The organism is Massilia sp. UYP34 (assembly GCF_056279385.1).
Genome location: NZ_JBWBRF010000014.1, coordinates 24,439 through 50,190 on the forward strand (window position 1 = coordinate 24,439; position 25,752 = coordinate 50,190).

Consider the following 25,752-nt stretch of genomic DNA (forward strand, 5'->3'; position numbering starts at 1 on the left):
TCAGAAAGCGCCACATTCGCGAGAATGTGGCGCTTTTTTCATGTGCAAGCACGGCGCCGGCATATGGCTATTTCGCAAAATCAAAATAAAGCGACCTTTACCGCTCTTAAGTCCGGTTTGTTTCTGTCGATAATCACTTACGATATTGCTTTCACGGGAGAAACAAGTGGCCGTTAGTTCAACCTCACTCGACATCAACAGCATCGTCAGCCAACTGATGCAGGCTGAGGCCGCGCCGCTTGCCAATTATGACAAGAAGACCGCGGCGTTCCAGGCTCGTGCGGCCGCCCTCGCCCAAGTCAGCGCCGCGGTCGGCACCTTCCAGGGTGCGCTGACGAAGCTCAACACGTCTGCCACGTTCCAGGGCCTCGGCGCCGCCACCAGCAACAAGGACGTCTTGAGCGGGACCGCCGGCGCAGGCGCTGTGCCGGGCAAGTACAAGATCAACGTGACCCAGCTGGCGCAGGCCCAGAGCCTGAAGACGAACGGCTACGCCAGCACGACGTCGACCATCGGCGCCGGCGCCCCGACCACCCTCACCTTCCAGTTTGGCACCGTTACCGGCGGCACCTTCGGCGCCGCCGGTAACGCGCTGGGGCTGGCGGCGGCGGCAAGCGGCATCGCCAACGGTTCGCTGAACCTGAACGGCGTTTCCATCGGCACCGGCCCAACCACGCGCAGCGCCCGCGCGCTGGCGGAAGCCATCAATGCGCAATCCGACAAGACCGGCGTGGTCGCCACCGCCGGCGTCACCAGCACCGCTGCCGGCCTGTTCGAGAATTTTGGCGAGGTCAGCGTCGATGCGGGCTCCAGCTACACCCTGTCGGTGGGCGGCGTACAGCTGGCCAACCTGACCCCGGGCAGTACGCCGCTGACGGGCGCCGCCCTCGACACCGTACTGGCCGGCGCCAACACCCGCAATGCGCTGGCCGCCGCCAACATCACCTTCACCGGCAGCGCCGCCGACGGCACGTTGCAGTTTAGCGCTTCCGACGGTTCGACCATCGACGTGACCGAAGCCGTCACCGGCACCGTCCACGGCGGCATTGGACACGCCGACACTGCCGTGAATACCGGTGCAACCGTGACCGCGACCGCCGGCGTCACCCTGCGTTCGAACGACGGCAACCAGATCGTGGTCGGCGGCACCAACCCGGCCGCCGCCGGCTTTGCCGCAGGCAGCGTCGGCGCCCATATGGGATCGGGCTTTTCGCTCAACGGGGCCATCAACAGCAAGACGGTCACGCTTGGCGCCGGCGACCAGTCGCTGCAGGGCATTCGCGATGCGATCAACAAGGCCGACATGGGCGTGACCGCCACCATCGTGTCCGACGGCAGCGCCAAGCCGTATCACCTGGTGCTCACCTCGAACAAGACCGGTGAAGCGACGACGATGAAGATCAGCGTCGGCGGCGAAGACGGCAACCCGGCGGATCCGGCCATTGCCGCGATGCTCGGCTACGATCCGGCCGGCGTGCAGAACTTGACCCAGACGGCCGGCGCCCAGAGCACCAGGCTGAACATGAACGGCATCGAGATCAAGAGCGACAGCACCACGGTCACCGATGCGATCCAGGGCGTGACGCTGGACGTCACCTCGACCGGCAGCTCGACGCTGACGGTGTCCAAGGACACGGCGTCGATCACCACCGCGGTCAACGACTTCGTCAAGGCTTATAACGACCTGAACAAGACGATCGGCGGCCTGACCTCGTTCAACTCCACCAGCGGCAAGGGCGCCATCCTGCAGGGCGACGCCAGCGTGCGCACCATCCAGAGCCAATTGCGCCGCCAGATCAGCGCCGTGATGGAAGGCTCCGGCGGCAAGCTCAATTCGCTGAGCCAGATCGGCATCGGCTTCCAGCAGGACGGCAGCCTGAAGGTCGACTCCACCAAACTCAACAAGGCGATCAGCGAAAACGCGGCGGACTTCGGCGGCCTGTTCGCCGCCATGGGCTCGACCACCGACAGCATGATCAAGTTCGACAAGTCGAGCGCCGCCACCAAGGCGGGCACCTACGCGATCAACATCACCAGCCTGGCGACCCAGGGCAACCTGGTCAGCAGCGCCGCTCTCAGCGGCTCGACCACGATCGCCCCGAATACCGTCTGGCGCGTGACGCTGAACCAGACCGATCCGGTCACCGAAAGCAAGAGCCAGGAGATCAAGCTCCAGGCAGGCACCTACAGCAACGACGACCTGGCGGCCCTGATCCGCTCGGCGATCAACGGCAACTCCACCTTCGCCGGCGCCGGCGACACGGTCGAGGCCGCGGTCGGTGACGACGGCCGCCTGACGCTGTCGTCGAGCAAATATGGCGACATCTCGAACATTGAGATCGCCGGCATCAGCGGCAGCACGGTCGACAGCATCTTCGGGGCCGCCACGCCGACCAAGGGCAAGGACGTCGAAGGCACCATCGGCGGCGTGGCCGCCACCGGCAACGGTCAATCGCTGACCGCCGCAGCCGGCTCGGCGGCCGAAGGCATCCAGGTCTCGATCACCGGCGGCCTGGTCGGGGATCGCGGCAGCATCACCTTCTCGCAAGGCTTCGCTTACCAGCTGACCAACCTGGCGGCCGGCTTCATCGGCAAGGACAGTCTGCTCAAGAGCAAGACCGACGGCCTGGATGCCTCGATCAAATCGGTCGCCGCGCAGCGTGCACGCTTCGAGATGCGCCTGGAAAGCATGGAAAAACGCTATCGCGCGCAATTCGTCGCACTCGACGCCATGCTGTCCTCGATGCAGTCGACTTCTAACTACCTCACCCAGCAGTTGGCGAGCCTGTCCGCCAACCGGGGTTAATTCAGCATCACTGGAGAATTACATGTTTGGAACCCAGAAACGCGGCGTGGGCGCCTATGCGACGGTCGGCCTGGAAACCGGCGTCGCCTCGGCCTCGCCGCACAAACTGGTGGTCATGCTGTACGACGGCGTGATCGTCGCCCTGCTCAGCGCGATCAACGGCATCAAGTCGTCGAACATCGGCATCAAGGGCGCCGCGATTTCGAAGGCCATCACGATCATCGACAACGGCCTGCGCGCCTCGCTCGACAAGAAGGCCGGCGGCGACATCGCCGCCAACCTCGACGCGCTGTACGATTACATGAGCCGCCGCCTGCTGGAAGCGAACATCAAGAACGACGCGACGATCGTCGAGGAAGTGCACGGCCTGATGGCCGACCTGCGCGAAGCCTGGGTCCAGATCGGCGAGCAGCAGGCCGTGGCCGAGCCGATGCCGCCCGCGATCCAGCAAGCCCCCACCCTGATGAGCGCCTGAGAGAGATGACGACGATGACGATGAGCGGACAGGAAGTCGTGACCACTTACGAAACCATGGTCGGCATCACCGAGCGCATGCTCGATGCGGCCAGCGCCAGCGAGTGGGACCGCCTGGCCGAACTGGAGCAGGAATGCGCACGCCACGCGAACCGGTTGAAGGCGAATGAAGGCGGCGCGCCGCTGGGCGGCCAGGAACGCCTGCGCAAGGTCGACGCGATCCGCCGCATGCTCGACTTCGACCGCCAGATCCGCGACCTCACCACGCCATGGATGGCGCACTTGTCGACGCTGATGAAGAGCGCCTCGACCGAACGCCGCGTCGCGCGCGCCTACGGCGTCTGATGATGGGAGGGCTGGATGCTGCCGCGTGAACTCGTCGGCAGCGTCACGCCCGTCACCCCGGCGCGGCCGGCCGAGCAGGCCGTCGATCCGCGCCAGCAGGCGTTCGCGCGCGAGATCGCGCCGCTGCTGGGCAAGACCATCCACGGCGCGATCCAGGCGCGGCTGCTCGATGGGACGTTCGTCGTCCGGTTCGCCGACACCCAGGCCCGCATGCAGCTGCCTCCCGGCGCCCAGGTCGGCGCCGACGTGCCGCTGACCCTGGTCGGCCTGCATCCGCGTCCCACCTTCCAGGTCGGTTCACACACCACCACCGCCTTCGCCGAAGCCGGCCCCGCGCCGCAGGAGGACGCCGACGGCGCGCATGCGCCGCTGTCGTACCGCGAAGGCGCCGCCATCGGCCGCGCCGCCGGCCTGCTGGCATCAAGCGCGGCACTCGGCGCGCAAGCCTTCGCCGGCGGCGCCGAAGCGAAGAACACCACCTTGAGTCCCACCGCCCAGGCCCTGGCCGGCGTGCTGGCCGCAGCCCAGAAGGCCGACAGCCAGCTGTCCGCCATCGTCGGCCGCGCTCCGCTGGCGCCCGGCCCCGGGGCGGATCCAGCGGCGTTGGCGGCCGGCCTGCAGCAGGCCTTCGGCAAGAGCGGCCTGTTCTACGAATCGCACGTGGCCGAATGGGCGCGCGGCGCCCTGCCCCTGTCCGAGCTGGCGGGCGAGCCGCAGCAGCAGGCTGCGCAGGGCGGGGCACGCCCCAATGCGCAGGATCCCGCGACTGCGCAGTTCATCAGCATGCAGCTGGCGGCCCACGAACAATCGCACCTGTCATGGAAAGGCCAGCTGTGGCCGGGCCAGCCGATGGAGTGGGACGTGCAGCGCGAGGCCCATCAGGATGGTGACGGCAGCGGCGACGGCGAACAGGCGATCTGGCACTCGCGCCTGCGCCTGCGTTTTCCGCAGCTGGGCGAGCTCGAGGCGCAGCTGCGCATGGTGAACGGCGCCCTGCAGGTGCAGTTCGCGGCGGCCGACGAAGCCACCGCCGGCCTGCTGCGCGAGCACATGCCGGCACTGGCCGGCGCCCTCGACGCGGTGGGCACGCCGCTGGCCGGCTTCGACGCCCGTGCGCGCGCCGGAGCGGCCGAAGACCCGGATCACGATCATGCGTGAGCAGGGCGACAAGCGGCGCCAGAATGCCGTGGCGCTGGCCTACGGCGCCGGAGAACGCGCGCCGACCGTGGTGGCCAAGGGCTCCGGACTGGTCGCCGAGCAGATCATCCGGCGCGCCCAGGACGCCGGGGTGTTCGTGCACGAATCGAAAGAGCTGGTGTCGCTGCTGATGCAGGTGGATCTCGACCGCGAGATTCCTCCCGCCCTGTACCGGGCAATTGCAGAACTGTTGGCATGGCTATATCATATAGAGTCGGCTCGACAACACGATGATCTGTTGCCTCCCGCGCCCGATCCGACGCCCCACCTCCCATTGGCACCAGCGGCAAGGATAGATGCAAGCGATGATTGAAACAGAACTGGAAGACTGGCACGACTTTGAAGTAGCATCGCGCCGCGAGATCGTGGCGCTGCTGCGCCAGATCGGAGAAAAGAACCAGCTGATTCGCATGCTGATCAAGGGCGAGGCCGACGTCTGCGTCACCTCGATCCTGGCGGTCGACGAGGACAGCGGCACCGTGGTGCTGGACCGCTCGGTGGACCGCGCCCAGAACGAGCGCATCGTGGCCGCCGGCCGCGTGAAATGCGAGACGTCGCTCGACAAGATCCGCATCCTGTTCGGCGCCGACGGCCTGGCCGCCACCACCTGGCGCGGCGAGCCCGCGCTGCGCGCCGACATCCCGCCCACCCTGATCCGCCTGCAGCGGCGCGAGTACTACCGCATGCCGACCCCGGTCAGCAATCCGGTGCGCGCGCTGGTGCCGGTGCCGATCGACGCCGGCGGCGGCATGGGCGTGTTCCCGCTGCACGACATCAGCGTCGGCGGCATCGCCCTGCTCGACAACAAGCTTCAGCTGGGCGCCAGCATCGGCCGCGTGATCGAAGGCTGCCGCATCGAGCTGCCCGAGATCGGTCCGATCGCGACCTCGCTCGAGATCCGCAACTCGCTCGACCTCACCCTCCTGAACCAGAAGACCAGCCGCCGCCTGGGCTGCCAGTTCGTCGACATCTCGCGCGGCGCTCTGGCCGCCGTGCAGCGCTACATCACCAAGCTCGAACGCGAGCGCAACGCGAAGCTCGCCGGCCTGGCCTGAGGCCGGCCCTGCGCGGGCATTTCAGCGACGAAGATCGATGGACACGGCCGCGCGCGCATCTTCTCTTTCCCTGTCGTTTCCCGCGGCGCTTCTCCACGGCCACGACACCGCGACCCTGTCCCAGGCAATGGGACTGCTCGCCATCGTCGGCGACCTGGGCATGGGCCAGCCGCTCGATGGTTCGGCGCGCGCCGCGCGCCTGGCCGCGCGCGTGGCCGCGGCGGCCGGCGCCGGCGCCGCGGCGTGCGAGCATGCGCGCATGGTGGCGCTGCTGCGCTGGTCGGGCTGCACCGCCACCGCGGCCGGCTTCGCCGCGATGCTGGGCGACGACGTCGGCGCGCGCCACGCGCTGGTGAGCCGCACCCTCCATGCCCGGCAGGCGGCTCGCCTCTCCGACACCACCGGGCTGGCCGAGGTCCACTGCGAAGTGGCGGGCGACATCGCCGCCATGATGGGCTTGCCGGCCGCGGTCGAACGCGGCTTGCGCCACGTGTGGGAGCATGACGACGGCAGCGGCCTGCCGTCGCACCTGCGCGGCGCCGACGTGCCGGACGTGGTGCATCACGCGACGCTGGGCGGAGACCTCGACATCCTGGCGCGCGTGCATGGTGTCGACCGCGCGCTGGACATGATCGCGCAGCTGGGCGGCGTCAAGTATCCGGCGCGCCTGGTGGCGCTCGTGGCGCCGCACGCGCGCGCCTGGCTCGACGCGCTGGAGGCCGCCGAAGCGCCATCGTCGCAGCCGGATTTTCTTCCGGTATCGGCGTCGCTCACCCTGGTGGCCGACATGATCGAACTCAAGCTGCCCTGGCTGGCCGGCTATTCGCGCCGCGTCGCGTTGCTGGCGCAGGAAGCGGCGCAACTGGCGGGCCTGCCCGAGACGCAGCAGCGCGGCCTGGCGCGCGCCGCCCTGCTGCACGGGATCGGGCGCGCGGCGGTGACCAACACGGTGTGGGAGCGCAGCGGCAAACTGAGCGCCGCCGACTGGGAAGCGGTGCGCCTGGTGCCCTACTGGACCGCGCGCGCCGGCAGCCGCATCGACGGCCTGGGACCGGACGCGCAACTGGCGTCGCACGTCTACGAGCGGCTCGACGGCAGCGGATACTTTCGCAGCCTGGACGCGGGCGCCCTCGGCGCGCCGCAGCGCCTGCTGGGCGCGGCCGCCGCCTGGGTGGCGCTGCGCTCGCCGCGGCCATGGCGCGCCGCCCATGCGCCGGCGGCGGCCGGCGCCCTGCTCGCGGCCCAGGTGACGGGCGGCCGCTTCGACCGCGCCACGGTGGACGCCGTGCTGGCCGCGGCGGCAGGCGTTCGCGCCGCGCCGGGAAATGGAATAGCAGATGCGGGTGCGAACGCCGCAGCCGGCGCGCCGGTGCGCGCCACGCTGTCGGCGCGCGAGACCGAGGTATTGCGGCGCATCAGCCTCGGGGAGAGCAACAAGGCGGCCGCGCGCGCCATGCGCCTCAGCCCCAGCGCCGTGCGCACCCACGTCGAGAGCATCTTCGGCAAGCTCGATTGCACCACCCGCGCCGCCGCCACCCTCAAGGCCCTGACCCTCGGCCTGATCTGAGGCCGCAATCGGCTCGAGCGGCGCGCGGGACAGGTCGCCGCGCAGCGGCGTCAGGACGAATGCATGCGGCGCTCGTTCAGCAGGGCCACGAAGCGCCGCGCCGCCAGCCCCTGGGGACGGTTGTTCGCCCACACCACGTCGACGAACAACGTCATGATGTTGGTGAAATTGGCGGAAGGAATGTGCACCAGCTGGCCATCCGCCAGCGGCGTGAGCACGAAGCCGGCGGGCAGCCAGGCCCAGCCCAGGCCCGCCGTCACCAGGCTCAGTGCGGCGACCGGATTGTCGGTCTTCCACTGCAGGCGCGACATGGCGATGCGCTTGTCGACCTGGTCGGCGTGGCGGCCGGCCATGACGATCTGGCGCTCGCCCAGCAGGTGCTGGTCGCGGATCGCGCCGGCCGGTACACGCGCCAGCAGCGGGTGATCGGGCGCCAGCACCGCCACCAGGGTTTCACGGGCTACTTCCTGGAAACCTTCGCGCGGATCCATGCCGTAGCGCTCGAACACCAGCGCCAGGTCGGCGCGGCCATCCTGCAACATCGCCAGGGCATCGGCTTGCGCGGCGCTCAAGACGTTCACTTCCAGTAAGGGAAACGCCTCGGAGAGCGCACGCAGCGCGTCGTGCCAGGGCGCGGCGGCCATCAGCTCGGGCACCAGAACCAGGGTCAGCGAAGGTTCGAGGTCCTGGCTCAGCGACAGCGCGTGCTGGTTCAGCAGCCGCAATTGCTCGACCAGCAGGCGCGCCTGCGGCAGCAACGCCAGCGCGTGTTCGGTGGGACGCGGTTCGCGGCCGCCGCGGTCGAACAGCTCGAGGCCGAGCTCGGCCTCCAGGTTGGCGATGGACATGCTGACGGCCGAGGGCACGCGCCCGAGCGCGCGGGCGGCGGCCGAGAATGAGCCGTGGTCCACGGCGGCGAGCAGGATGCGCAGGTGGTCGAGATCGAAAGCCATCTATCAATCATACTGACAGCTGCTGACTTTTTCCATCACCCTGATTCACATAAGATGCGTTTCCATCAGCGGCAAGGTCTGCCGCATCCATTCGAGGAGAGCATCATGGTGTGGTTGGTATTGTTTCTTGCAGGGTTGTTCGAAGTGTGCTGGGCCGTCGGCTTGAAGTACACGGAAGGGTTCACCCGCCCGTGGCCCACGGTCGGCACCGTGGTGGCGATGGCGATCAGCTTCGTCCTGCTGTCGCAGGCGATGAAGACGCTGCCGCTGGGAACGGCCTATGCGATCTGGACCGGCATTGGCGCGGTCGGCACCGCCCTGGTGGGCATCGTCCTGTTCGGCGAATCGGCCAACCCGGCGCGCATCGCCTGCATCGGCCTGATCGCGGCCGGCATCATCGGACTGAAACTGGCGACGCCGGCCTGACTGAAAGCGCCGGTGCGCCCGGCCGGGTTCTTCCCTGCGCGGCGCTCGGGGGAAGGGGCGCCCGGCGCTATCACACCTGCATATTCATGATGTCGTGGTATGCCGACACCAGTTTGTTGCGCACCTGCACCGTCGCCTGGAAGGCAATGCTCGATTTCTGCATCGCGACCATGGTGTCCGACAGGCTCACCGTGTCGTCGCCCATGGTGAAACGCCGGCTGAGCGCCTGCGCCTCGGCCGAGCGATTGCTCACGCCCTGCAGGGAGTTGTGCAAGGCTTCCGCGAAATCGAGCTTGACCGCGGACTTGCCGCCGACCGCGCCGGCACTGCCAAGCCCGCCAGGGGCGACCGGCCCCGCCGACTCCGGCTTGGTGGCCGCCGTCTTCAACTGCTCCATCATGGCCTGGATGCGGCTACTGTCGATGCCGCCGATACCGCCAATACTCATGTTACCCTCCTGCATGTTATTGCTTTGTGGAATCATCCACAAATGCACTCAGGAAAGCAGAATAGCAGCGCAAGCGCCAGTTTCACCCGTGAGTTAGGGCGGTAAACGCCCCCTATTTCGGGATTTGAATGTTGCCCCTGGGCTCCATAATGCTGTCTGTTCCCTATCCATTCACCTGAATCCATCAACCATGGCAGCAACTGCGGAAGACCTTCTCGACACCACCCAGGGCCAGCCCCCGGCTGCGCCCCCGTCGTTTTTCCAGACGACCATGGGCAAGCGCGTCGCCGTCGGCGGCGGCATCGCGCTGATCCTGGCGCTGATGCTGGCGGTCTGGATGTGGAGCCAGGCGCCCGAGTACCGCGTGCTGTTCTCCAATTACAGCGACCGCGACGGTGGCGCGATCACCGCATCGCTCGACCAGATGGGGGTGCAATACAGGTTTTCCGAAGGCGGCAGCGCGATCCTGGTGCCGGCCGAGCAGATCCACGACCTGCGCCTGAAGCTGGCCGCGCAAGGCCTGCCGAAGGGCGGCAACGTCGGCTTCGAGCTGATGGAAAACCAGAAGCTGGGCGTGTCGCAATTCCTGGAACAGGTCAACTACCAGCGCTCGCTCGAAGGCGAGCTGGCGCGTTCGATCCAGTCGCTGGGCTCGGTGAGCAACGCGCGCGTCCACCTGGCGCTGCCGAAGCCGTCCGTGTTCGTGCGCGACCAGCAAAAGCCGACCGCCTCGGTGCTGCTCAACCTGCAACCGGGCCGCGCCCTGGATCCGGGCCAGGTCAGCGCCATCTCGCACCTGGTCGCGTCCAGCGTGCCTGAACTGACCATCGGCAACGTGACCGTGGTCGACCAGAACGGCAACCTGCTGTCCGAGCAGGCCGGCAAGGGCGCCGGCAACAAGATGCTGGATGCCACCCAGCTGAAGTACGTCGACCAGGTCCAGCAGAACATCATCAAGCAGGTCGAATCGATCATCAAGCCGCTGGTCGGCGAAGGCAATGTCCGCGCCGAAGCGACCGCCGAGGTGGACTTCGCCCAGGTCGATACCGCGGCCGAAATGTACAAGCCGAATTCGCCGCCGGAACCGCAGGCCATCCGCAGCCAGCAGACCTCGGAGACGCTGGGCGCCGGCGCCGGCCCGTCGGGCATCCCGGGCGCGCTGTCGAACCAGCCGCCGGGCGTGAACACCGCGCCGATCGACGGCGAGCCGCCGGCCGAAGCGCCTGCCGCCACCGGCCCGAGCACCAAGAACGCCACCATGAATTACGAGCTGGACAAGACCATCCGCTACGAGCAGCGGCCGATGGGCGGCATCAAGCGCCTGACGGTCGGCGTGGTGGTCAACTACCGCCGCATCGTCGACCCGGCCACCGGCAAGGTCACCGTGCGTCCGCTGGCGGCCAACGAGGTGGCCCAGATCAACGAGCTGGTCAAGCAGGCCATGGGGTACAACCAGGCGCGCGGCGACACCCTGAATGTGACCAACGCGCCGTTCGACGGTGTGGACAAGCCGGCCGATCCGGTGGTAGAACCGGACTGGTGGCGCGACCCGGCGAACATGCCGCTGTTCAAGGACCTGGCCCGCTACGCTTTCGTGTTCGCCGTGATCGCCTTCCTGTACTACCGCTTCCTGCGTCCGCTGCTGCGTCCGGCGATCAAGAAGTTCGACGAAGCGACCGCGATCCCGGAAGATCAGAAGGCGGAAGAACTGGCCGCGGGCGAGGCACTGGGCGAAGGTGCCGCGGCGGACGAGGAAGACCTCGCGGACGAAGAGAAGGTTCGCCGCGACATGGGTTACCGCGAGAACCTGAAGTTGGCGAAGGACCTGGCAAACGAAGATCCGCGCATCGTCGCAAACGTCATCAAGGCATGGTTGGGTACAAATGAGTGATAAAGACAAGGAAGGCACGAACAAGGCGGCGATCCTGATGCTGGCCCTGGGCGAGGCCGAAGCGGCCGAGGTGATGAAGTACCTCGGCCCGCGCGAGGTGCTCAAGCTGGGCGCGGCGATGGCGCAGATGAAGGCGGTGCAGCACGGCCAGGTGGTCACGGTGCTCGAAGAGTTCGTCGAAGAGACCAATCTGCACTCGACCGTCGGGCTCGATTCGGACGAGTACATCCGCCAGGTGCTGACCAAGGCCCTGGGCGACGACAAGGCGGCCGTCCTGCTGAACCGCATTCTCGGTGGCAAGGATGCCTCGGGCATCGAGAGCCTGAAGTGGATGGACTCGGTCTCGGTGGCCGAGCTGATCCGCAACGAGCACCCGCAGATCATCGCCACCATCCTGGTCCACCTCGAGCGCGACCAGGCGTGCGAAATCCTGGCAAACTTTACCGAGCGCCTGCGCAACGACGTCGTGCTGCGCATCGCCACCCTGGACGGCGTGCAGCCGGCCGCCCTGCGCGAGCTGAACGACGTGCTGACCAAGCTGTTGTCGGGTAACGAACACATCAAGAAGTCCTCGCTGGGCGGCGTGCGCACCGCGGCCGAGATCCTGAACTTCATGAGCGGCGAGCAAGAGCAAGCCGTGATGGACAATATCAAGAACTACGACAACGATATGGCGCAGAAGATCATGGACGAGATGTTCGTGTTCGACAACATCATCGACATCGACGACCGCGGCATCCAGCTGCTGCTGCGTGAAGTGCAGTCCGAGATGCTGATCATCGCGCTGAAAGGCGCCTCGCAGGATCTGCGCGAGAAGATCTTCAAGAATATGTCGCAGCGTGCCAGCGAAATGATGCGCGAAGACCTGGAATCGAAGGGGCCGGTGCGCCTGTCCGAAGTGGAATCGCAGCAAAAGCAGATCCTGCAGATTGTGCGTCGTCTGTCCGACGAAGGCCAGATCGTGTTGGGCGGCAAGGGTGAGGATTCGTTCGTCTGATGGCCATACCGAAAGAACAGCAGAGCGCCTACCAGCGCTGGGAAATGGCGTCGTTCGGCGACGACCGTCCCAGCACGCTCGCACGCCGCGCTGCCGAGGCCGAGGCGGCGGCGCCGCCTGCCGACGCCACGCCCGCCCTGCCGCCGGGATTCAGCCTGCCCAGCGTCGAAGAACTGGAAGCGATGCGCGAAGCGGCGCGCCAGGAAGGTTTCGCGCAGGGACTCGACGAAGGCCGCGCCCAGGGCCATGCCGAGGGCCGCGCACAGGGTTACGCCGAAGGCGCCGAGGCCGGCCAGCGTGAAGCCGCGGCCGAACTGGAGCAGCTGCGCCAGGTGGCCGCCAGCTTCGGCGACGCCATCGCCCAGGCCGACGAGACCATCGCGCGCGACCTGCTCGACCTCGCCCTGCGCCTGGCGCGCGGCATGGTGCGCACCGGTTTCGAGGTGCGCCCGGAACTCATCCTGTCGGTAGTGCGCGACGCCATCGACCAGCTGCCCGTGCTGCAACAGCCGGCCGTGCTCACCCTGCATCCGCTGGACGCCGAACTGGTGCGCCACGGCATGGCCGAAGAATTGAGCAAAGGCGGCTGGCGCATCGTCGAGAACGGGTCCATCGGGCGCGGCGGCTGCAAGGTCGAGACCGCCACTAACCAGATCGATGCGCAAGCCGCGGCGCGCTGGAACCGCCTGACCCACGCGCTGGCCGCCAACGTCGAGTGGCTGGGCGACTGATGGACGAGCGCACCCCTGCCCGCGAACGCGGCGACGCTGGCGGCGACCCGCATACCGGGCGCTGGAAATCCTATCTGCGCGACTGCGACACCCTGGTCGGCTTCGCCGATCCGCTGCAAGTGTCGGGCCGCGTCACGCGCGTGGCCGGCCTGGTGATGGAATGCGTCGGCCTGCGCCTCGCGGTCGGCGCCGCCGCCACGATCCCCACCGCCAGCGGCTTCATCGAGGCCGAAGTGGTCGGCTTCGAGGGCGAGCGCCTGTTCCTGATGCCGCAAAGCGATACCGAGGGCGTGGTGCCCGGTTCGCGCGTCTTCCCGGTCGAGAGCGTACTGCCGCCGCCGGGCACCGTGCCGCACGGACGGCGGCGTCCGCAAGACCGCGCGCGCCACCTGCCGGTCGGCATGCAGCTGCTGGGCCGCGTGGTCGATGGCGCCGGCCGTCCGCTCGACGGCCTCGGTCCGCTCGGCACGTCCGAGGTGGGGCCGCTCAATGCGCGGCCGGTCAATCCGCTCGACCGCGCGCCGATCAAGGACACGCTCGACGTCGGCGTGCGCGCCATCAATGCGATGCTGACCGTGGGCCGCGGCCAGCGCCTGGGCCTGTTCGCCGGCACCGGCGTCGGCAAATCGGTGCTGCTGGGGATGATCGCACGCTATACCGAAGCCGACGTCATCGTGGTCGGACTCATCGGCGAACGTGGGCGCGAGGTCAAGGAATTCATCGACCAGATCCTGGGACCCGAAGGCCGCGCCCGCTCGGCCGTGGTGGCGGCGCCGGCCGACTCGCCGCCGCTGCTGCGCCTGCAGGGGGCGGCCTACGCCACGGCAATCGCCGAGCATTTCCGCGACCAGGGCAAGAACGTGATGCTGATCATGGATTCGCTGACCCGCTATGCGATGGCGCAGCGCGAGATCGCGCTGGCGATCGGCGAGCCGCCGGCCACCAAGGGCTACCCGCCATCGGTATTCGCCAAGCTGCCGGTGCTGGTCGAGCGCGCCGGCAACGGCCTGGAAGGCGGCGGCTCGATCACGGCCTTCTATACCGTGCTGTCCGAAGGCGACGACCAGCAGGATCCGATCGCCGATGCGGCGCGCGGCATTCTCGACGGCCACATCGTGCTCGATCGCCACCTGGCCGAGGCCGGGCATTATCCGGCGATCGACATCGAACAGTCCATTTCGCGGGCGATGCACTCGATCACGACCCACGAACACCAACTCGCGGCGCGCAAGCTGAAGCAATTGTATTCACGCTACCAGCGCTCGCGCGACCTGATCAATGTCGGCGCCTATGCCGCCGGCAGCGACCCGGTGCTCGACCAGGCGATCGCGAAGCATGCGGCCATCGAGGAATTCCTGTGCCAGGAAATCCACGACAACGCCACGCTTCCCGAGAGCTTGGGCCAACTTTCCTCGCTATTCGACTGATTGGCAAGAATTGTCCAGCGTTAAAATCGCTGCACCATGGCCCAATTATCCGCACTCGAAACACTGATTGACCTGGCGCAGAAGGATTCCGATGCCGCCGCCAGGCGCCTGGGCGCGGCCAACAAACTGGTCGAGGAAGCCGAGCAGAAGCTGGAGATGCTGGTCGGCTACCGCGACGAATATGCGCGCAAGCTGGACGCGGCCCAGGTCGCCGGGATCACGCCGTTTGCGTACCACAACTTCGTTGCCTTTATCGGCAAGCTGGACAATGCCCTGGATGGCCAGCGCGACGTGTTGAAGCATGCCCGGTTCAAGGCGGAGACCGAGCGCAAGACATTGCAGGAAAGCGAACGCAAGCGCTTGTCGTATCGCACGCTGAACGAACGCGCCGCGAGCGAGGCGCTCAAGGCACAGAACAAGCGCGACCAGAAACTGATGGACGACCACGCGGCGCGTGGCGCCCGCTACCAACAACGCTGAGCGAAACATGACGACGCAGACCACGAATCTCCTGTTCCAGACCACCGGCGCCAGTGCTGGCGCGCCACGCGGCGCGAATCCGGACCGGCTGGCCGACAGCGCACGCGGCAATGGCGCCTTCGGCGCCACCCTGTCGCGCGAACTGGCGGCGCGCCAGCAGGCGCCGCAGCCCCAGCCCCAGACCCCGGCTGCCCAGCAGCCGAAGCCGGCCGCGCAGCAGCAATCGACGCCGAAAGCCGCCGACAAGCCCGCCAACCGCGAGCCGGTGCGCGAGCAGGCAAACAAGGCCGGCGCCAGGCCGGCCGGCCCCGACGGCGAAGCGAAGACCACGAAACCGGCGTCGGCCGAGGGCAAGGAAGAAGCCGAGACAGCGCAAGGTGCGGCCGAAGGCGCGGCCGAGGCCGCCGCTGCGGCGACGACGCCGGTCACCGACATGCTGGCCTTCATGGCCAGCCTGACCCGGCCCGCGGCGGCCGACGCCGCTGCCGTGTCGCCTGACGCCGCCGCTGCCGGCGACCTGCAATCGACGGCGCTGGAAGGCGCGCTCGAGCGCATGACCGGCGCGGCAGGCAGCACGGGCGCTGACGCCGCGGCCGGCGCCGCCGCCGTCACCGACCAGCTCGGCAAAGGCGTCTCGCTGGCCGCCGGCGTGCAGCGCGCACCAAGCGACCCGAACGCGTCCCAGGCCCAGGCCGGCGCCCTGCCGGAAGGCCTGCAGGATGCCGCCCAGTTCCAGACCCAGCTGCGCGAAAGCCAGCAGCAGGTCGCCACGCGCATCGAGGACGCCCCGGCTCCGCTGGCCCAGCTGCAGGCCCAGGCCGCCAGGATGGCGGATGCGGTGGGCAACCCGGCCGCCGTGCCGGGCGACCGCATCCCGGCCCGGATGGGCAGCCAGGCCTGGGACAACCAGGTCAGCCAGCGCATCGTCTACATGGTCGGCAAGGAGCAGGCCGCCACCCTGACCCTGAACCCGCCCGACCTGGGACCGGTCCAGATCGTGCTCAACGTGAGCAATGACCAGGCCAGCGTGGCCTTCTCGGCCGAGCAGCTGGAAGTGCGCCAGGCCCTGGAAAACGCCCTGCCGCGCCTGCGCGAGATGATGAGCGAGAGCGGCATCGCCCTGGGTAACGCGACGGTCGACGCCGGCGCACGCCAGCAGCAGGACTGCGAACGCCAGGCGCCGGGCGGCGCAAACGCCAATGGCAGCCTGGCCGGCAACGGCACTGGCGGCGAAGGCGAGGCCGCGGTGAACGAAGCGGCGCCGCGTACCCGCACCGTGGGCCTGGGCGAGCGCGGGATGGTCGATCTGTTCGCGTAATTCCGGCCCGCAGCTTCAATATGTCGTTCCCGCGCAGGCGGGAACCCAAGTCCTTTGTGCTGCAACTTACGTCGAACGTCATCGCTGAGCATGTAACCTTGGGTTCCCGCCTACGCGGGAACGACGTTTTAAGGGTAGCAAAAGAAATAACGCGACCACGGAACGTCATCCCTTTTTCATTCCGTCATCGCGCGCCTGCAACAATTCCGGATTTACTGCCTCTTCCGCCCTCTTTTCTAGGCTTGCCCGAGTGCATCTTTCGGCGACAATGCCATAATGTTGTACCCATCCACCAGCACTGAAGACCAAACTTGAAAGCGAATCCGAAAATGAAGGCTGATCCGAAAGCGGACGCGGCTGCAGCGGCGCCGGCCGGCTCGAAGAAAAAGCTCATCATCATGATCGTCGCCGCGATCCTCGTGCTTGGCGCGGGCGTCGGCGGCGGCTGGTATTTCAGTCAGTCTTCGGCCGCCCATGGCGAAGAAGCCCCAACCAAGGAAACCAGGAAGAAGAAAAAGAAAGACCCGGCGGCCAAGCCAGAATACGTGCCGATCGAGGCCTTCACCGTCAACCTGCAGCCCGAGAACGGCGAGCAGTATTTGCAGGTACAGTTCACCCTACAGGTCCAGGGTGCCGAACAGGCGACCATGGTGAAGGACAATATGGCGATGGTGCGCAATCGCGTGCTGCTCCTGTTGTCGAGCAAAAAGGCGTCCGACATCAATACGGTGGAAGGCAAGCGGCAATTGGCGTCCGAAATCCAGGCGGCGGTCACCGAGCCGTTCGAAAAACAGGGCGACGAACAGGAAGTGTCCGACGTATTATTCACTTCGTTCATCATCCAGTAAGCATCCAGACAACACGACGACATGGCCGATAATTTCCTCTCACAGGAAGAAGTCGATGCCCTCTTAAAAGGGGTCAACGGCGATCAGGACGACATTGCGACGCCTGAAGACACCTCGGGGGTACGCACCTATAACCTGGCAACGCAGGAGCGCATCGTGCGCGGCCGCATGCCGACGCTCGAGATCATCAACGAGCGTTTCGCCAGGTATCTGCGGGTCGGCCTGTTCAACTTCCTGCGCCGCAGCGCCGAAGTCTCGGTCGGCTCGGTGCGGGTGTCGAAGTACAGCGAGTTCATTCGCAACCTGGTGGTGCCGACCAACCTGAACCTGATCCACATGAAGCCGCTGCGCGGCACCGCCCTGATGGTGTTCGATCCGGGCCTGGTGTTCCTGCTGGTGGACAATCTGTTCGGCGGCGACGGGCGTTTCCACACCCGCGTCGAGGGCCGCGACTTTACCCAGACCGAGCAGCGCATCATCATGCGCATCCTCGACATCGTGTTCGAGGCCTACGGCAAGTCGTGGGAGCCGGTGTATCCGATCGAGTTCGAGTACATCCGCTCCGAGATGAACACCCAGTTCGCGAACATCGCGACCCCGAACGAAGTCGTGGTGTCCTGCACCTTCACGGTCGAGCTGGGCTCGGTGTCGGGCCAGATCCATTTCTGCATGCCCTACTCGATGATCGAGCCGATCCGCGATGCGCTGACCTCGAGCATCCAGGGCGAGGCGCTGGAAGTCGACAAGCGCTGGGTGCGCCTGCTGACGCAGCAGATCCAGGTCGCCGAGGTCGAGCTGGTCGCGGTGCTGGGCAACGGCAAGGCGAACTTCGACGAGATCCTGAACATGAAGATTGGCGACGTGATCCCGATTACGGTGCCGGAGCTGCTGCAGGCCACGGTCGACGGCGTGCCGGTGATGGATTGCAGTTACGGCGTGCACAACGGGCAATATGCGCTGAAGGTCGAGAAGCTGCTCGCCAATAGCGACACCTTCAGCAAGTAATCGATATGCCTGGCCGGGCGCAGGGCGCCGGCCGGGGCAATACAGAAGCAATACAGGAGAACACCATGTCGGACAACCAGGAAGACCAGGACCACATCGACGACGATTGGGGCGCGGCGATCGCCGAGCAGGCCGCGGCCGAAGCGGCCGCCCTCGAGCGTCAGCAACAGCAGCAGGCGGCCGCCCCGGCCGCGGCTGCCGCCGTGTTCAAGGATTTCTCGAACAAGGGCGCGCGCAACGAGACGCCGAACGACATCGACTTCATCCTCGACATTCCGGTGCAATTGACGGTGGAACTGGGGCGCACCAAGATCGCCATCAAGAACCTGCTGCAACTGGCGCAGGGCTCGGTGGTCGAACTGGACGGCCTGGCCGGCGAGCCGATGGACGTGCTGGTCAACGGCTGCCTGATCGCCCAGGGCGAGGTGGTGGTCGTGAATGACAAGTTCGGGATCCGGCTCACTGATATCATCACGCCCTCCGAACGGATTCGCAAGCTGAATAAATGACACCGCGCCGCGCCCCTGCCCTGTTTTTCGATCGCACTCCTGTCACCGGATACGCAGGCGCAGGGTCGGCAGCGAAGCTGCCGACCCTGCGGTCCATCGCGGCGGCATTGCTGTTCGCGCCCCTCGTCGCCTGCGCCCAGCAAGCCGCGAACACCGACACCACCTCGACGCCGGCGCCGCCGGCCGGCATGGCCGGCGCCTCGAGCGCGCCGGCGCAGGCGCCGGCCGCCCACGAGGATGCCGTAACGCCACGCCGTCCCGGCGACACCACCCAGCCGGTCGCCACCGCGCCGGTGTCGCCGGCGTCCACCGCACCGCTGAGCGAAGCGCCGCGGGTGGCGCTGCCGCCGTCCACGATGCCTGCCCCGTCCAGCGCCAGCCCCGGCGCCGGACGCCCGGATGCCGGACGCCCGGACGCCGGCGGCCTGCTCAAGACCATCATGGCCTTGACGCTGGTGCTCGGCCTGCTGGCCGGCCTGGCCTGGATGATGAAGCGCTACGGCCCCAAGATGGGTGGCGGCAACGCCAACCTGCGCGTGGTCGGCGCCCTGAACCTGGGCGGACGCGAACGCATCATGGTGGTCGAAGTCGGCGACCAGTGGATCGTGGTCGGCGCCGCGCCGGGCCGCGTCAACGCCCTGCACACCATGCCGCGCCAGGAAGGCGAACTCACTCCCGCGGCCGCCCACGGCGGCATCCCGGCCACCAATTTCTCGGACTGGCTCAAGAAGACGATCGACAAACGCAATGCGCGCTAAACACCTTTTGTTGGCCGGCATACTGGCCCTGCCGCTGATCGCGGCGGCCCAGCCCGGCATCCCGGCATTCCAGAGCAGTCCGGCGCCGGGCGGCGGCACGTCGTACTCGCTGCCGGTCCAGACCCTGCTGCTGCTGACCTCGCTCACCTTCCTGCCGGCCGCGCTCCTGATGATGACGGCGTTCACCCGCATCATCATCGTGCTGTCGCTGCTGCGCCAGGCGCTGGGCACCCAGACCGCGCCGCCGAACCAGGTGATGGTGGGGCTGGCGCTGTTCCTGACCTTCTTCGTGATGGGGCCGACTTTCGACCGCATCTACAGCGAGGCCTACCTGCCGCTGCAGCGCAACGAGATCCAGATGACGGACGCGATGAACCGCGGCGTGGTGCCGCTCAAGGAGTTCATGATCAAGCAGACGCGCCAGTCCGACCTGGCGCTGTTCGTGAAGATCTCGCGTTCCGAAGCGCTGCAGGGGCCCGAGGACATTCCGCTGCGGGTCCTGATTCCGGCCTTCGTCACCAGCGAACTGAAGACGGCGTTCCAGATCGGTTTCGCGATCTTCATCCCCTTCCTGATCATCGACATGGTGGTGGCGTCGGTGCTGATGGCGATGGGCATGATGATGATGTCTCCCGCCGTCATCGCCCTGCCGTTCAAGCTGATGCTGTTCGTGCTGGTCGACGGCTGGCAGTTACTGCTGGGCTCGCTGTCCCAGAGTTTCTACTGAGGATGCGGCCATGACCCCAGAAAGCGTGATGACGATGGGCCGCACGGCCATGGAGGTGACCCTGATGATCTCCGCGCCGCTGCTGCTGGTGGCGCTGATCATCGGCCTGATCATCAGCATCTTCCAGGCCGCGACCCAGATCAACGAGGCGACCCTGTCCTTCATTCCGAAGCTGGTCGGCGTGTTCGTCGCCCTGGTGCTGGCCGGACCGTGGATGCTGTCGGTGATGCTCGATTACATGCGCCAGGTGTTTACCGGGATTCCGGGGATGATCGGGTAGCGCGGGCGTGCGAACGTTCGTTGAACGCGTCGGCGGCGCAGCCACCAACCCTGCGGTGCGCTGGCCGTGCTGACATTCACCTCGGTTGAAATCAACGCCTGGATCGCGGCGCTCTTGTGGCCGCTGTCGCGCATCCTGGGGCTGATCGCGGCCGCGCCGCTGTTCGGCAACGCCGGCGTGCCGCTGCGCGTCAAGGTCCTGCTCGGCGTGTTCCTGGCGCTGGTGATCGCGCCGCTGGTGCCGGCCGTGCCCGCCGTCGATCCCACCTCGTGGGCGGGCCTGCTCATCCTGGTCAAGGAAATGATCATCGGGCTGGCGATGGGTTTCGCCATGCGCCTCGTGTTCGCCGCCGTCGAGTACGCGGGCGAGGTGGCCAGCCAGACCATGGGCCTGGGCTTTGCCATGTTCTTCGACCCCAGCACGCGCGGACGCTCGTCGGCCATCAGCCAGTTCATGGCCCTGGTCGCGACCATGGCCTTCCTGGCCGTGAACGGCCACCTGGTGCTGCTCGAGGCGCTGGCCGAGAGTTTCATCACCATGCCGATCACCGAGACGCCGTTTTCCTCCAACGCGGCGCTGGAACTGGCGCGCTGGGGCGGGCGGATCTTCTCGGCCGGCCTGCAGATCGCGATGCCGGTCATCGCCGCCCTCCTGATCACCCAGGTCGCCCTCGGCATCCTGACGCGCGCCGCGCCGCAGCTGAACATCTTCGGCATCGGCTTCCCGATCACCCTGGGCGTGGGCTTCCTGACCCTGAGCCTGGCCCTGCCCTACCTCAGCGCGCCGATCGTCAACCTGTTCAACCAGGGCATCGAAACCACCCGCTCGCTGCCGCGCGCCGGCAATCCGCAGCCGGGCGCGGCGCCGGCGCAGCCGGTCCCGGCGGCGCCGGCGCCTGGATGATGGCCGGGCGATGTCCTGGCCAATGGCGCGCTCTGGCGCTCTTTCCCGGTCAGCCCGGCGGCGTCTGGTAGCGCATCGCGACGTCGCAGCGCGCATAGCGCGCGCCATAGTCCGCCATGATCCCGGCGTCATGCTCGAAGCCCCGCTTCTCGTACAGGTGGATGGCGGCCTCGCACCTGGCATTGCTGAGCAGGTAGAGTGGTTCGGCCCCGAGCGCCATGGCGCGGGCGATGATCGCCTCGAGCAGGAATTCGCCGGCCTTCAACCCGCGCGCGCTCGCGCGCACGCCCATCTTGGTCAGCTCGAAACTGCGCGCGCCGGTCTTTTGCAGCGCGCAGGTGCCGACGATGCCCAGTCCGCGCGCTTCCACGAACAGGATCACGCCGCCCGGATCGACGATCTTCTTGCGCGGGTGTTCCAGCACCTCCCTGTCGGTCGCCTCTAGCCGGAACATGGCGTTGATCCACTCGGCATTGATGTCGTGGAAGTGGTGCGCCAGCGCGTCGCTGAATTCGTGGATCGTGAGGACCTGCGGCGTCGACCGCGCCGCCAGCGCGTCGATCGAGTGCGCCGCCAGCGCCGTCTCGACGGCGGCGATCTGCGCCATGAACGCTTCCGGCTCGCCGCCGAACAGCGCCTTGACCGCCTCTTCGATCCGCGGCCAGACAACCAGCCTGGCGCGCGCCAGCACGGCATTGCCTTCGGCGGTCAGAGAGATCGTGCGCTGGCGAGCGTCCCCTTCCTGGCTTTGCTGCGATTCGGCCAGGCCAAGATCGACCAGCTGGCCGATGCCGCGCGTGACGCCCGGCTGGCTGATGCCCACCACCTGGACCAGTTGCCCGACCGTCAGCGCCTGGCCGTCGAGCGCGGCCAGCAGCGGCATGTGGGCCGGCTGCACCGGCAACCCGGCGTCCAAGGCGACCCTGGCGGCGCCCGCCTGCATGCGTTCGCCCAGGCGCTTGAGACGGCTGCCCAGGAAGGTTGGTCCCAGCTCTTTCAGTAAATCCGCCATCGCCATCTCCATAACACGATATATAACAGTGTATATTCTTGCCATGGGGATCGTCAATCCGTCTTGCGCCAGACAAGTCCAGCGCGCCAGCACCGGGGAGGTGAATGCCGCGAAGTGCACCACATCGAGGGTGAAGTGCTCCACGATCGCCCCCTCCTCGCGTCTGGACAGCGGGCGGGCTCGAGATGCCTCAAACGCCGCCTTTATTTGGCCCGCAATGCTACTTGGTTAACAAACAAAGCCGCACTGCAGGGGTAGCCTGAACGTCTTAGGGCGTAGCGCCCCCACCACGCCATGCATGTGGCCGCTATCGACATGAAACCATCAAGACCTCTCAAGTTCGCCGGTTGGATCCTGCTCGGAATCACGGTCATCGTGATCCTGTTCTTCCTGCTGTTTGACTGGAATATGTTGCGGCCGTATATCAACCGCAAGGTGTCGGAAACCACCGGCCGTGAATTCGCGATCCGGGGCGACCTGGACGTGACGTTCCGCCGCGGCCTGGACGGCGAACGCGGCTGGCGGCGCTACGTGCCGCGTCCCTACGTCAGCGCCAGCGACGTCACCATGAGCAACCCGGACTGGAGCACCGTCGGCCCGCAAATGGCGGGGGCGCAGCGCATCGAGGTGGGCCTGCACGTGCTGCCGCTGCTGCGCAAGGACGTCGTGATCACCGACCTGCGCCTGGCGGCCCCGGACATCGCCGTGCAGCGCCTCGCGGATGGCCGCAACTCCTGGACCTTCAAGGACAACGGCCCATCGCAATGGGACGTCCACATCCAGCGCCTGTCGTTCGACAGCGGCAAGCTGCGTTACATGGACGCGCCGCTCGGCGTGGACCTGCGCGCGGACGCGCGCACGATCGACGGCCAGCAACCCGCGCCGGCCGCGGGCGTGCCGCCGTACGGCCTGGCCTTCACCCTGTCGGGCACCTACAACAAGGCGAAAATCACGGGCGGCGGCAAGGCAGGCGCGGTGCTGTCGCTGACCGGCGACGACATCACCTACCCGATCGAGGCCGAGGCCAGCGCCGGCCAGAACAAGCTTGGCCTGCGCGGCGTGATCCGCGATCCGAGCGCGCCGTCCGGCTTCGCCCTCAGCATGTCGCTGGCCGGCGCCAGCATGGCCGACCTGTACGGGCTGACCGGCGTGCTGCTGCCGGCAACCCCGCCCTACTCCACGCGCGGCGAGCTGCTGGGCAAGAAGGAAGGTGAATTCTGGACGTTCACCTATAAGGATTTCACGGGCAAGGTCGGCGCCAGCGACCTTGCCGGCACCCTGCGCTATGCCCAGCGCAAGCCGCGTCCGTTCCTGAGCGGAACCCTGACCTCGCAGCAGCTGCGCCTGGCCGACCTGGGTCCGACCGTCGGCGCCGACACCGGCGCCGGCACCAAACAAGCCGGCCGCATCAAGTCGCCGCCACCGGGCAAGGCCCTGCCGACCGAAGGATTCAATACCGACAACTGGGGTGCGCTGGACGCCGAGGTGAAGTTCTCCGGCAAGCGCCTCGTGCGCACCCACGACATTCCGCTGAGCGACGTCGAGACGACCGTCCGCATGAAGGACAAGGTGCTCACGCTGACCCCGCTCAGCTTCGGCATGGCGGGCGGGCGCATCGTGTCGAACATCCGTCTCGACGGCAGCGACAAACCGCTGGACGCCTCGGCCCGCCTGGCGGCGCGCGGCCTCAAGATCCGCGAACTGTTCCCCAAGCTGCAAACGATGCAGGCCAGCTTCGGCGAAGTCAATGGCGATGGCGTGCTGGCCGGCAAAGGCAATACGGTGGCGGCGATGCTGGGCACATCGCAGGGCGAGATCAACGCCGTCGTCACCGAAGGCTCGGTCAGCCAGTTCATGCTCGAACTGGCCGGCCTGAACGTGGCCAACGCCATCTTCGTCAAGATCTTCGGCGACAAGCAGATGATGCTCAACTGCGTGGCGGCCCAGACCACGGTGCGTAACGGCCGCGCCAACATCGATCGCTTCGTGCTCGACAGCGAGGACGCGGTGGTGAACATGTCGGGTTACGTCGACCTGGCCAGCGAACGCCTGGACCTGGACGTGCGGCCCAAGACCAAGGGCGCCCGCGTGCTGTCGCTGCGCACGCCGCTGTATGCGCGCGGCACCTTCACCGAACCGAAGGTGGGGCCGCAGGCGGGTCCGCTGGCGATGAAGGCCGGCGCCGCCGTGGCGCTGGCCGCCATCAACCCGCTGGCCGCCCTGATTCCGCTGATCAACATCGACAAGGCGCCGGACACCAACTGCGGCGCCGAGATCAGGGCGGCGACCAAGCCGCCGAAGGTGAATGCGAAGACGCCACCGAAGCCGGTGGCGGCGCGCTGATCAGAGGATGTTAAACAGCGACAGCCCCGACATGGTCTTGAACGACATCTGCGCCGCCTGCAAGGTCAGCTGTTGCTGGGAAAAGTCCGAGATGGCCTTGACCGTGTCCAGCCCCTGCAGGTCGTCCAGGGTGCCCGCGTACTGGAGGTCGAGGTCCGAGCCGGCGCTGTCCAGATAATCGAGCTCGTTCATGTGCGCGCCGACCGAGGCCTGCACGGTCAGCACGTTGTCGTGGGCGTTCTTGAGATTGTCGAGCGCGGTGTTGATCTGGTTGGTCAGCGCCGCCTTGCCGGCCGCACCGTCGCCGGGCAGGCGCAGCGTGTTGATCAGGTCGGTCACGGTGGTGAACACCGACTGCTTCTGGCTCGGCTCGACGCTGAACTTGTCGCCGGCGGCCGGCACGCCCTTGATTTCCATCGACATGCCGCCGAAGGCGATCTGCTGGCCATCCTGGTAGGGCAGGTCTTGCTGGCCCGCCAATATCGCGCGCGGGGCGACGCTGGTGTCGTAGACCGTGTAGATCGGCGCCGGCGGCGTGGCTGCACTCATGCCGAACTCGATCTCGAACGTGGTGCCGTCGATGGCCGGACGGTTGATCACCGAGCCCGACGAGATGATGGCGGCGCCGGCATTTGCCGCGTCGGCCTTGGTCTGGAACGTGCCGTTGCCGGTCGGGATCGCTTCGAAGACACCCCTGCCCGAGGCCGACAGCGGCACCTTGCGCGATTCGCTCACCTGGAGCTGGCGCACGCCCGAGTCGCCCTGGTAGGCGGCGCCGCCGGGTGTCGCCGTGAACGGCTTGGTGGTGGTCATGAAGCCCGAGAACAGGTAGCCGCCGGCGCCATCGGCGGTATTGGCCACGCCCAGCAGGTCGGCCAGGCGGCCTTCGAGTTCGGTGGCCAGCTTTTCGCGGTCGCCCTGCAGCATGATGCCGTTGCCGCCCTCCACCGCCAGTTCCTGGATTTCCTGCAGCAGGTCGCCGGCGTTCTGCAGCGCCGATTCGGTGAACCCCAGCGCCGATTTCGCGCTGCTGCGGTTGGTGGCGAACTGGGCGTTGATGTTCTGCGATTGGGTCACCTCGAGCGCGCGCGCCGACGCTACCGGATCGTCGGCCGGGGTCAACAGGCGGCGGTCGGTCGACAGCTGCATCTGCGTGCGCGCCAGCGCCGACTGCAGGCTGTTGAGCTGGTTGGTCGAGGTGTTGTAGAGGTTCAGGGTACTGATGCGCATGATGGTCTTTGCTCAGGGTCAG

Annotated in this window: 26 protein-coding genes; 22 read left to right on the top strand and 4 right to left on the bottom strand. The window is 67.2% G+C overall.

Translation table 11 applies throughout. From position 1 onward, the window contains the following. Positions 1–166: 166 nt before the first annotated feature. Genes fliD through ACZ9AQ_RS18365 form a run of 7 tightly spaced genes read left to right on the top strand, consistent with a single transcriptional unit; the run spans position 167 to position 7,444 of the window. Positions 167–2,806, top strand: coding sequence for a flagellar filament capping protein FliD (fliD, locus tag ACZ9AQ_RS18335; protein ID WP_429206043.1), 2,640 nt, complete (start codon positions 167–169; stop codon positions 2,804–2,806). A gap of 22 nt (positions 2,807–2,828) precedes the next feature. Beyond that, positions 2,829–3,281: a flagellar export chaperone FliS gene (gene fliS / locus ACZ9AQ_RS18340; RefSeq protein WP_429206045.1), complete on the top strand. Its 453-nt coding sequence runs from the start codon at positions 2,829–2,831 to the stop codon at positions 3,279–3,281. Between the two features lie 5 nt (positions 3,282–3,286). Further along, the gene (locus ACZ9AQ_RS18345; RefSeq protein ID WP_429206046.1) at positions 3,287–3,625 is read left to right on the top strand and encodes a flagellar protein FliT; all 339 of its coding nucleotides are present in this window, start codon (positions 3,287–3,289) and stop codon (positions 3,623–3,625) included. A gap of 15 nt (positions 3,626–3,640) precedes the next feature. Continuing rightward, positions 3,641–4,783, top strand: a complete 1,143-nt coding sequence (fliK, locus tag ACZ9AQ_RS18350) for a flagellar hook-length control protein FliK (RefSeq protein WP_429206048.1) — start codon at positions 3,641–3,643, stop codon at positions 4,781–4,783. After that, positions 4,776–5,135, top strand: coding sequence for an EscU/YscU/HrcU family type III secretion system export apparatus switch protein (locus tag ACZ9AQ_RS18355; protein WP_429206049.1), 360 nt, complete (start codon positions 4,776–4,778; stop codon positions 5,133–5,135). Before fliK ends, ACZ9AQ_RS18355 begins: the two co-directional genes overlap by 8 nt. Next, positions 5,128–5,877 (top strand): flagellar brake protein, encoded by a 750-nt coding sequence (locus ACZ9AQ_RS18360; RefSeq protein ID WP_429206051.1) that lies wholly within the window; start codon positions 5,128–5,130, stop codon positions 5,875–5,877. Before ACZ9AQ_RS18355 ends, ACZ9AQ_RS18360 begins: the two co-directional genes overlap by 8 nt. Before the next feature lie 37 nt (positions 5,878–5,914). Next, positions 5,915–7,444 (top strand): HD domain-containing phosphohydrolase, encoded by a 1,530-nt coding sequence (locus ACZ9AQ_RS18365; protein ID WP_429206053.1) that lies wholly within the window; start codon positions 5,915–5,917, stop codon positions 7,442–7,444. 50 nt (positions 7,445–7,494) lie between these two features. Here the strand turns inward: ACZ9AQ_RS18365 and ACZ9AQ_RS18370 are convergent, their stop codons facing one another. Further along, a complete protein-coding gene (locus ACZ9AQ_RS18370; RefSeq protein WP_429206055.1) occupies positions 7,495–8,397 on the bottom strand; it encodes a LysR family transcriptional regulator in 903 nt (300 codons plus the stop codon). A gap of 105 nt (positions 8,398–8,502) precedes the next feature. Here ACZ9AQ_RS18370 and sugE point away from each other — a divergent pair, with 105 nt between their 5' ends. Then, complete coding sequence (gene sugE / locus ACZ9AQ_RS18375; RefSeq protein ID WP_429206057.1) at positions 8,503–8,823, top strand: quaternary ammonium compound efflux SMR transporter SugE; 321 nt, start codon at positions 8,503–8,505, stop codon at positions 8,821–8,823. Positions 8,824–8,893: 70 nt separating this feature from the next. Here the strand turns inward: sugE and fliE are convergent, their stop codons facing one another. Further along, positions 8,894–9,271, bottom strand: a complete 378-nt coding sequence (gene fliE, locus ACZ9AQ_RS18380; RefSeq protein ID WP_429206059.1) for a flagellar hook-basal body complex protein FliE — start codon at positions 9,269–9,271, stop codon at positions 8,894–8,896. 190 nt (positions 9,272–9,461) lie between these two features. Between fliE and fliF the strand changes: the two genes are divergently transcribed. From fliF to fliR, 13 genes are all read left to right on the top strand, one after another. Then, the gene (fliF, locus tag ACZ9AQ_RS18385; RefSeq protein WP_429206060.1) at positions 9,462–11,162 is read left to right on the top strand and encodes a flagellar basal-body MS-ring/collar protein FliF; all 1,701 of its coding nucleotides are present in this window, start codon (positions 9,462–9,464) and stop codon (positions 11,160–11,162) included. Further along, complete coding sequence (gene fliG, locus ACZ9AQ_RS18390; protein WP_429206062.1) at positions 11,155–12,159, top strand: flagellar motor switch protein FliG; 1,005 nt, start codon at positions 11,155–11,157, stop codon at positions 12,157–12,159. Before fliF ends, fliG begins: the two co-directional genes overlap by 8 nt. Further along, positions 12,159–12,890, top strand: coding sequence for a flagellar assembly protein FliH (fliH, locus tag ACZ9AQ_RS18395; protein WP_429206063.1), 732 nt, complete (start codon positions 12,159–12,161; stop codon positions 12,888–12,890). Before fliG ends, fliH begins: the two co-directional genes overlap by 1 nt. Further along, positions 12,890–14,317 (top strand): flagellar protein export ATPase FliI, encoded by a 1,428-nt coding sequence (gene fliI, locus ACZ9AQ_RS18400; RefSeq protein ID WP_429206064.1) that lies wholly within the window; start codon positions 12,890–12,892, stop codon positions 14,315–14,317. Before fliH ends, fliI begins: the two co-directional genes overlap by 1 nt. A gap of 36 nt (positions 14,318–14,353) precedes the next feature. After that, positions 14,354–14,797 (top strand): flagellar export protein FliJ, encoded by a 444-nt coding sequence (gene fliJ / locus ACZ9AQ_RS18405; RefSeq protein ID WP_429206065.1) that lies wholly within the window; start codon positions 14,354–14,356, stop codon positions 14,795–14,797. A gap of 7 nt (positions 14,798–14,804) precedes the next feature. Further along, positions 14,805–16,115, top strand: coding sequence for a flagellar hook-length control protein FliK (locus tag ACZ9AQ_RS18410; protein WP_429206066.1), 1,311 nt, complete (start codon positions 14,805–14,807; stop codon positions 16,113–16,115). A gap of 329 nt (positions 16,116–16,444) precedes the next feature. Continuing rightward, positions 16,445–16,963 carry a flagellar basal body-associated protein FliL gene (gene fliL / locus ACZ9AQ_RS18415; RefSeq protein WP_429206068.1) on the top strand — a complete coding sequence of 173 codons (519 nt, stop codon included), beginning with the start codon at positions 16,445–16,447 and terminating at the stop codon, positions 16,961–16,963. Positions 16,964–16,984: 21 nt separating this feature from the next. After that, positions 16,985–17,968, top strand: coding sequence for a flagellar motor switch protein FliM (gene fliM / locus ACZ9AQ_RS18420; RefSeq protein WP_429206070.1), 984 nt, complete (start codon positions 16,985–16,987; stop codon positions 17,966–17,968). A gap of 65 nt (positions 17,969–18,033) precedes the next feature. Further along, positions 18,034–18,477: a flagellar motor switch protein FliN gene (gene fliN / locus ACZ9AQ_RS18425; protein ID WP_306396732.1), complete on the top strand. Its 444-nt coding sequence runs from the start codon at positions 18,034–18,036 to the stop codon at positions 18,475–18,477. Beyond that, on the top strand, positions 18,474–19,235 hold the full coding sequence (fliO, locus tag ACZ9AQ_RS18430) for a flagellar biosynthetic protein FliO (RefSeq protein WP_429206072.1): 762 nt from the start codon (positions 18,474–18,476) through the stop codon (positions 19,233–19,235). Before fliN ends, fliO begins: the two co-directional genes overlap by 4 nt. Next, positions 19,225–19,962, top strand: a complete 738-nt coding sequence (gene fliP / locus ACZ9AQ_RS18435; RefSeq protein ID WP_429206073.1) for a flagellar type III secretion system pore protein FliP — start codon at positions 19,225–19,227, stop codon at positions 19,960–19,962. The genes fliO and fliP overlap by 11 nt, the downstream gene beginning before the upstream one ends. 10 nt (positions 19,963–19,972) lie before the next feature. Further along, the gene (gene fliQ, locus ACZ9AQ_RS18440) at positions 19,973–20,242 is read left to right on the top strand and encodes a flagellar biosynthesis protein FliQ (RefSeq protein ID WP_429206074.1); all 270 of its coding nucleotides are present in this window, start codon (positions 19,973–19,975) and stop codon (positions 20,240–20,242) included. A 66-nt stretch (positions 20,243–20,308) separates the two neighbouring features. After that, positions 20,309–21,145, top strand: coding sequence for a flagellar biosynthetic protein FliR (fliR, locus tag ACZ9AQ_RS18445; RefSeq protein ID WP_429206076.1), 837 nt, complete (start codon positions 20,309–20,311; stop codon positions 21,143–21,145). A 49-nt stretch (positions 21,146–21,194) separates the two neighbouring features. Here the strand turns inward: fliR and ACZ9AQ_RS18450 are convergent, their stop codons facing one another. Further along, entirely contained in the window at positions 21,195–22,157 is a 963-nt protein-coding gene (locus ACZ9AQ_RS18450; RefSeq protein ID WP_429206078.1) for a bifunctional helix-turn-helix transcriptional regulator/GNAT family N-acetyltransferase, read from the bottom strand. 315 nt (positions 22,158–22,472) lie between these two features. Between ACZ9AQ_RS18450 and ACZ9AQ_RS18455 the strand changes: the two genes are divergently transcribed. Then, positions 22,473–24,500, top strand: coding sequence for an AsmA family protein (locus ACZ9AQ_RS18455; protein WP_429206080.1), 2,028 nt, complete (start codon positions 22,473–22,475; stop codon positions 24,498–24,500). On the opposite strand, the gene flgL is transcribed toward ACZ9AQ_RS18455, so the two are convergent. Next, on the bottom strand, positions 24,501–25,730 hold the full coding sequence (gene flgL, locus ACZ9AQ_RS18460; RefSeq protein WP_429206082.1) for a flagellar hook-associated protein FlgL: 1,230 nt from the start codon (positions 25,728–25,730) through the stop codon (positions 24,501–24,503). It lies immediately after the preceding gene. Positions 25,731–25,752: the final 22 nt, after the last annotated feature.

Bases quoted from the DNA above. Each gene is read 5' to 3' on its own strand.
- fliS (WP_429206045.1), top strand. From the start codon at position 2,829: ATGTTTGGAACCCAGAAACGCGGCGTGGGCGCCTATGCGACGGTCGGC.
- ACZ9AQ_RS18345 (WP_429206046.1), top strand. From the start codon at position 3,287: ATGACGACGATGACGATGAGCGGACAGGAAGTCGTGACCACTTACGAA.
- fliK (WP_429206048.1), top strand. From the start codon at position 3,641: ATGCTGCCGCGTGAACTCGTCGGCAGCGTCACGCCCGTCACCCCGGCG.
- ACZ9AQ_RS18355 (WP_429206049.1), top strand. From the start codon at position 4,776: ATGCGTGAGCAGGGCGACAAGCGGCGCCAGAATGCCGTGGCGCTGGCC.
- ACZ9AQ_RS18360 (WP_429206051.1), top strand. From the start codon at position 5,128: ATGATTGAAACAGAACTGGAAGACTGGCACGACTTTGAAGTAGCATCG.
- ACZ9AQ_RS18365 (WP_429206053.1), top strand. From the start codon at position 5,915: ATGGACACGGCCGCGCGCGCATCTTCTCTTTCCCTGTCGTTTCCCGCG.
- ACZ9AQ_RS18370 (WP_429206055.1), bottom strand. From the start codon at position 8,397: ATGGCTTTCGATCTCGACCACCTGCGCATCCTGCTCGCCGCCGTGGAC.
- sugE (WP_429206057.1), top strand. From the start codon at position 8,503: ATGGTGTGGTTGGTATTGTTTCTTGCAGGGTTGTTCGAAGTGTGCTGG.
- fliE (WP_429206059.1), bottom strand. From the start codon at position 9,271: ATGAGTATTGGCGGTATCGGCGGCATCGACAGTAGCCGCATCCAGGCC.
- fliF (WP_429206060.1), top strand. From the start codon at position 9,462: ATGGCAGCAACTGCGGAAGACCTTCTCGACACCACCCAGGGCCAGCCC.
- fliG (WP_429206062.1), top strand. From the start codon at position 11,155: ATGAGTGATAAAGACAAGGAAGGCACGAACAAGGCGGCGATCCTGATG.
- fliH (WP_429206063.1), top strand. From the start codon at position 12,159: ATGGCCATACCGAAAGAACAGCAGAGCGCCTACCAGCGCTGGGAAATG.
- fliI (WP_429206064.1), top strand. From the start codon at position 12,890: ATGGACGAGCGCACCCCTGCCCGCGAACGCGGCGACGCTGGCGGCGAC.
- fliJ (WP_429206065.1), top strand. From the start codon at position 14,354: ATGGCCCAATTATCCGCACTCGAAACACTGATTGACCTGGCGCAGAAG.
- ACZ9AQ_RS18410 (WP_429206066.1), top strand. From the start codon at position 14,805: ATGACGACGCAGACCACGAATCTCCTGTTCCAGACCACCGGCGCCAGT.
- fliL (WP_429206068.1), top strand. From the start codon at position 16,445: ATGAAGGCTGATCCGAAAGCGGACGCGGCTGCAGCGGCGCCGGCCGGC.
- fliM (WP_429206070.1), top strand. From the start codon at position 16,985: ATGGCCGATAATTTCCTCTCACAGGAAGAAGTCGATGCCCTCTTAAAA.
- fliN (WP_306396732.1), top strand. From the start codon at position 18,034: ATGTCGGACAACCAGGAAGACCAGGACCACATCGACGACGATTGGGGC.
- fliO (WP_429206072.1), top strand. From the start codon at position 18,474: ATGACACCGCGCCGCGCCCCTGCCCTGTTTTTCGATCGCACTCCTGTC.
- fliP (WP_429206073.1), top strand. From the start codon at position 19,225: ATGCGCGCTAAACACCTTTTGTTGGCCGGCATACTGGCCCTGCCGCTG.
- fliQ (WP_429206074.1), top strand. From the start codon at position 19,973: ATGACCCCAGAAAGCGTGATGACGATGGGCCGCACGGCCATGGAGGTG.
- ACZ9AQ_RS18450 (WP_429206078.1), bottom strand. From the start codon at position 22,157: ATGGCGGATTTACTGAAAGAGCTGGGACCAACCTTCCTGGGCAGCCGT.
- ACZ9AQ_RS18455 (WP_429206080.1), top strand. From the start codon at position 22,473: ATGAAACCATCAAGACCTCTCAAGTTCGCCGGTTGGATCCTGCTCGGA.
- flgL (WP_429206082.1), bottom strand. From the start codon at position 25,730: ATGCGCATCAGTACCCTGAACCTCTACAACACCTCGACCAACCAGCTC.